Below are 5,225 nucleotides of genomic sequence, written 5' to 3' on the forward strand. Positions count from 1 at the left end.
GTCCGCGCCGGCGCCGGTGCCTGGCTGACCGGCTGAGGAAACGACGAAGCCCGCGGCTCCACGCCGCGGGCTTCTGTCGTCCGGACAACTGTGTCCGTTCAACCGTGACGAAGGTGCCCGGCATCGACACCGATGCCGGGCACCGCCGAGTCGCCATCCGGCCGGCCCCGTGGTCAGCCACCCAGCAGGCCCCGGCTGACCTCGGCCAGATCGCTGAAGGAGGTGAGATCGGGAACCCGCCAGCCGTCCAGGTCGTACTCGGCCAGGCACTGGTCCACGAGGTCCTTGTACCCGTCCAGCTGCCCGTCGCCCAGCTGCCCGAACAGCAGCTCGACCCGGGTGTTCTCATGGTTGCCCGCGTAGTTGCGCTCGTAGAGCTCGTGGCGGCCGCCGAACTCGGTGCCGACCGCGTCCCACAGGAGTTTCATCACCTTCACCCGCTCGACCGCGTCGACGCCGTGCGAGCCGCGTAGGTACTTGTCCAGATACGGCCGGACGTCCGGGTTCTGGAAGTCCTTCGCGCTGGAGTTCAGGTAGATCAGTCCACTCGCGACGTCCTGCAGGACGATCTCGCGGATCCGTGCGTAGCCGAGCTGGGAGAACCACCGGTACGCCATGCCGTAGCGCGGGTTGGGCAGCACCGCCCCGTTGCGCCACGGCACCGGGTTGCGAGCGGCCGCGTCGGAGAACGCCCAGAACAGGTTCCGCCAGGCGAGCACCTCGCCGAGCCGTGTCTGGACACCGCGGAAGTCGCTGACCCCGGTGATCTCCAGCGCCTTGGCCAGCAGGCCGGCGAGGAACTCGAACTTCACCGCGAGCCGGGTACAGCCGTGGAAGGTGAACCGCTCGATGAAACCCGACTGACCCGTGAACATGCCGACCTTGGCGACGTCACCGTAGATGAACACGTTCTCCCAGGGAATGAGAACCTTGTCCAGCACCAGAATGGTGTCGTTCTCGTCCAGCCGGGACGACAGGGGGTAGTCGAACGGGCTCCCGGTCAGCGCGGTGGCGGCCGTGTAGGACTGTCGGCAGATCAGTTTCATCCCGCGGGCACCCATCGGCACGGTGGCCACGAGGGCGAACTTGCGATCCTTGATCGGCAGTCCGTAGTGGGCGATGAAGTTGTAGTGGGTCAGCGCCGATCCGGTCGCCACGACCTTCGCTCCGCTGACGATCAGCCCGTTGTCGGTCTCGCGTTCCACGTGGACGAACACGTCGGCGACCTCGTCCGGTGGCCGGTCCCGATCGACCGGCGGGTGCACGATCGCGTGGTTCCAGTACAGGACCTTCTCCTGTGACTCCCGGTACCAGCGCCGCGCGTTGTCCGCGAACGGGCTGTAGAAGTCGGCGTTCGCGCCGAGCGTGCCGAGGAACGACGCCTTGTAGTCGGGGCTACGGCCCATCCAGCCGTAGCTCATCCGCGCCCACGCGGCGATGGCCTGCTGGTCGGCGACGAGGTCGTCGGCGCTGTGCGGCGTGGTGTAGAAGCGGTGGGTGTAGCCGCCCGGGCCACCGGCGTCGGTGGCCGTGGTCAGCACGTCGCGGTGATCGGGATCGTGGAGCGCGTCGTAGAGCCGGGCGGTCATCCGGACCGGGTTGCGGAACGCCGGATGCTCGGTCACGTCCTTCACGCGCTCGCCGTAGAGGTAGATCTCGCGGTCGTCGCGCAGGCTGTCGACGTATTCGGCGCCGGTGAGCGGCCGGGTCGGTTCGGTCATCGGTTCACCCATCGCTCAGCTCGCCACGTCGAAGACCAGCTTGGCAAGCTCCCGGTTGGCGACGCTCGCCAGGAAGATGCTCACGCCGGCATGGCTGTGCAGGGTCGACATGTCGCGCCAGACCCGCTCGATGCGCGCCCCGGCCCGCACGGAGCTGGAGCCGGCGGTCGGGAACAGGTGCTCGGACACCGCGCTCCAGGATCCCCGGACGGCCTCGCGGCTGATCATGGACAGGCGCAGGTCGACCTCACGGGTGAACGTCGCCGGGCCGTTCTCCGCCGCCTGCGTCCACTGGCGGGCGGCGTCCGCGAGCGCCGCCTGCGCGGCGGCGATCCGGCCGGCCGCCTCGCCGTAGTGGAGCTGGTAGTCCGGGTCCTCGGCGCGGAGCGTGATCGGCGGGAAGATCGTCTTGCGGGTGCGCATCAACTCCGCGAACGCGTCGAGGGCGCCCGAGGCCATGCCGACCGCGAGCGCGCCGAGCTGGAACTGCACCATGCTCAGCACCCCGCCGCCGTACAGGGCGTTGCCGTGCAGCTCGCGCCCGACGGTGCCGCTCTCCACCGTCGTCAGCCCCATGTGCGTGCCGGGCAGCGCGAAGTTCGCGGGGATGTGCGCCTTCTCGATCTTGACGCTGTGCGACCCGCTGCCCTTCAGGCCGAGCTGCGCGCCCCAGTCGTCCAGCCGCTGCCACTGGTCGCGCGGCACGACGAACATCATCGGCGCGGGCGGCTCGTCGTCGGCACCCGCCACCAGCGTGTGGCCGATGAAGTGGGTGGCGTAGGGCGAGCCCGAGCTGTAGCCGAAGACGCCGTCGATGATCCAGCCGCCGTCCTCGGCCCGCTCGGCGAACCCGACCGGCGCCACCGTGGCCGGGCAGATGAAGTCGCCCCCGGCGAAGAGTTCGTCCTGCGCCGACTCGTCGAACAGCGAGCCGGCGATGTGCGCGTGTGCCGCACCGAAGGTGTACATCCACGCCGTCGACGGGCAGCCGCGGGCAAGCGCGGACACGACCCGCAGGTAGGTGCCGAGACCGAACTCGTAGCCGCCGTACCGCCGCGGCACGAGGAGGCGGTACAGGCCCGCACTGAGGAACTCGTTGTGCGTGTCCAGCCCGTAGTACCCGCGCTGCTCGGTCTCCGCCTGCCGGTCGACGAGGGTCGCCGCGATCCGCTCGGCGCGGGCCACGACCTCCTCCGCCGTCAGCCCCGGCTCTGGAGGGGACGGGTAGCCGTCTGCTGGCACGCTCCTGGCGGCTGTCATGTCCTGGTCATCCTTTCCGGCGAACCTGGGTCAGCCTCGAGGATCACACCGGTGTTCGGGAGCCGACATCCTTGGGAATGCGGTGTTTGCGGGAAAGGCCGTGACGGCGCGGCGGGCCTTCGAACACAAAACGCCCGGCCCGCAAAGCAGAAGATGCGCGATCTGGCCTGCCGGGGCAGTCTCGAACCGGAATATCCGTGGACGCCGGCCCGGCCTCGCGCGACTTGGTGTTCGTTCTCGCCCGTTCCTTTGGAGGATATCTTGGCTACCACGATCCCGACGCGCGAGGAGCTCGTGCGCAAGGCGTCGGATTTGGTCCCGCTCCTGCGAAAGCACGCGTCCTGGGCCGAGGAGAACCGCCGGCTGCACGACGAGACGATCGAGGCCCTCGCGGACGCCGGCGTGTTCAGGTTGCGGCGGCCCAAGCACTTCGGTGGGTACGAAGTGGACAATCGCACGCTGGTCGACGTCGGCACCGAGCTGGGCCAGGGGTGCGGGTCCACATCGTGGGTGGCTTCGGTGTACTGGATCCCGACCTGGATGACCTGCCAGTTCCCGGACGAGGTGCAGGACGAGGTGTTCGCCACCCCGGACGTCCGGGTGTGCGGCACGCTGAGCCCGTCCGGGATGGCCGCCCCGGTCGACGGCGGCGTGGTGGTGAACGGCAAGTGGGGGTTCATCAGCGGCGCTCACCACGCGCACTGGCAGGAGATCATCGCGATCCTGGTCCCGCCGGACGGTGAGCCGTACCCGATCATGGCCCTCGTGCCGATGTCGGACCTGCTGGTCGTGGACGACTGGGACACCTCGGGCCTGCGTGCCACCGGCAGCGTGAGCACGGTGGCGAAGGACCTGTTCGTCCCGCAGGAGCGCGTCCTGCCGCTGCCGGCCGTCCTTGCCGGCCAAGGAGTTTCCAAGCGCAACGCCGGCTCGCCGGTGTACAGCGCGCCGCTCCTGCCGGCCGCCGCCGCGGCGTCGGTCGGCACGATCGTCGGCATGGCCAGGGGCGCACGGGAGCTCTTCCTCAAGCGGCTGCCCGACCGCAAGATCACCTACACCGGCTACGAGAGCCAGCGCGAGGCGCCGATCACGCACCACCAGGTGGCGGAGGCGACCATGAAGATCGACGAGGCCGAGTTCCACGCGCAGCGGCTGGCGACGCTGGTGGACACGAAGTCGGCAGAGGGTACCGAGTGGAAGCTCGAGGAGCGCGCCAGGTCACGCGCGGACGTCGGCGCGGTGGTGCGGCTGGCGAAGGAGGCCATCGACATCCTCGCCACGGCCAGCGGCGGATCCTCGATCTACAAGGGCATCCCCATCCAGCGGATCAACCGGGACATCCAGGCGGTCAACCTGCACGCCCTGATGCACCCGAACACGAATATCGAGCTGTACGGCCGGGTCCTGTGCGGCCTCGAGCCCAACACGCTCTACATCTAGTCCGGCGCCGCGCACGGATACAAGGAGGCAGCATGACCGCCAGTTCGGACCAGGCCGCGATCGGCGCCCTGACGCAGCGAATGGTGACGGGGTGGGCATACGGGGAGGCGGAGACGATCGCCGACCTGTTCGTCGAGGACGGCACCCTGATCCTCGCCGGCGTGTTCTGCAACGGTCGCGACGAGATCCGCGACTACTTCGCGCAGGCGTTCGAGGGCAAGTACAAGGGTACCCAGGTGACCGGCAAGCCGATCAGCATCCGGTCCCTCGGCCCGGACACGGCGATCCTGCTCAGCAGCGGCGGCGTCCTGGAGCCCGGTGAGACCGAGGTCTCGGCGGAGGGCGCGATCCGTGCCTCGTGGCTGGTGGTTCGGCGGGAGGGCCAGTGGCGCCTGGCGGCGTACCAGAACAGCCCGCGGTACGACGCCGCGGCCGGCGCGGGCGCCGGCCGCGCCGCCTGACCCGGCAGCGCGAGTGGGCCGCTGTTCGTTTTCCAAACGGACAACGGCCCACATTTGTTCGGGGATGCGGTTTCTCCGGCCAGAGCACGGCCGGAGTGGGGAACGGGGCCGGCGGTAATTCATGCTTGAAATGCATGCGAGCGTTTGGCCGACCCGAATTGTGCCGGCTCGCCGTGCTGGCGGGAGAGGAGAGGCTGCGGGAATGTCTGGGTACTACGAGCTTCGGCATCGGGTGGGGTTCGAGGAGACGAACTTCGTCGGGAACGTGTATTACACGAACTACCTGCGTTGGCAGGGGCACTGCCGGGAGCGGTTCCTCACCGAGGAGGCACCCGATGTGCTG

At 69.1% G+C, this 5,225-nt stretch carries 4 protein-coding genes and 1 pseudogene; 3 read left to right on the forward strand and 2 right to left on the reverse strand.

Annotation, left to right across the window (positions count from 1 at the left end):
• Positions 1–173: 173 nt before the first annotated feature.
• Both VH969_RS03495 and VH969_RS03500 read right to left on the reverse strand, forming a co-directional pair.
• Positions 174–1,721: a 4-hydroxyphenylacetate 3-hydroxylase family protein gene (locus VH969_RS03495; protein WP_331970224.1), complete on the reverse strand. Its 1,548-nt coding sequence runs from the start codon at positions 1,719–1,721 to the stop codon at positions 174–176.
• Between the two features lie 15 nt (positions 1,722–1,736).
• Positions 1,737–2,981 carry an acyl-CoA dehydrogenase family protein gene (locus VH969_RS03500; RefSeq protein ID WP_331970227.1) on the reverse strand — a complete coding sequence of 415 codons (1,245 nt, stop codon included), beginning with the start codon at positions 2,979–2,981 and terminating at the stop codon, positions 1,737–1,739.
• 261 nt (positions 2,982–3,242) lie between these two features.
• Here VH969_RS03500 and VH969_RS03505 point away from each other — a divergent pair, with 261 nt between their 5' ends.
• The 3 genes and pseudogenes from VH969_RS03505 to VH969_RS03515 form a co-directional block, all read left to right on the forward strand.
• Positions 3,243–4,421, forward strand: coding sequence for an acyl-CoA dehydrogenase family protein (locus VH969_RS03505; RefSeq protein ID WP_414638422.1), 1,179 nt, complete (start codon positions 3,243–3,245; stop codon positions 4,419–4,421).
• Positions 4,422–4,453: 32 nt separating this feature from the next.
• A complete protein-coding gene (locus VH969_RS03510; RefSeq protein WP_331970230.1) occupies positions 4,454–4,882 on the forward strand; it encodes an SgcJ/EcaC family oxidoreductase in 429 nt (142 codons plus the stop codon).
• Between the two features lie 202 nt (positions 4,883–5,084).
• Positions 5,085–5,225: pseudogene (locus VH969_RS03515) on the forward strand (acyl-CoA thioesterase); the annotation flags it as partial.

It is taken from the genome of Actinophytocola sp. (assembly GCF_036555685.1).
Classification (GTDB): domain Bacteria; phylum Actinomycetota; class Actinomycetes; order Mycobacteriales; family Pseudonocardiaceae; genus Actinophytocola.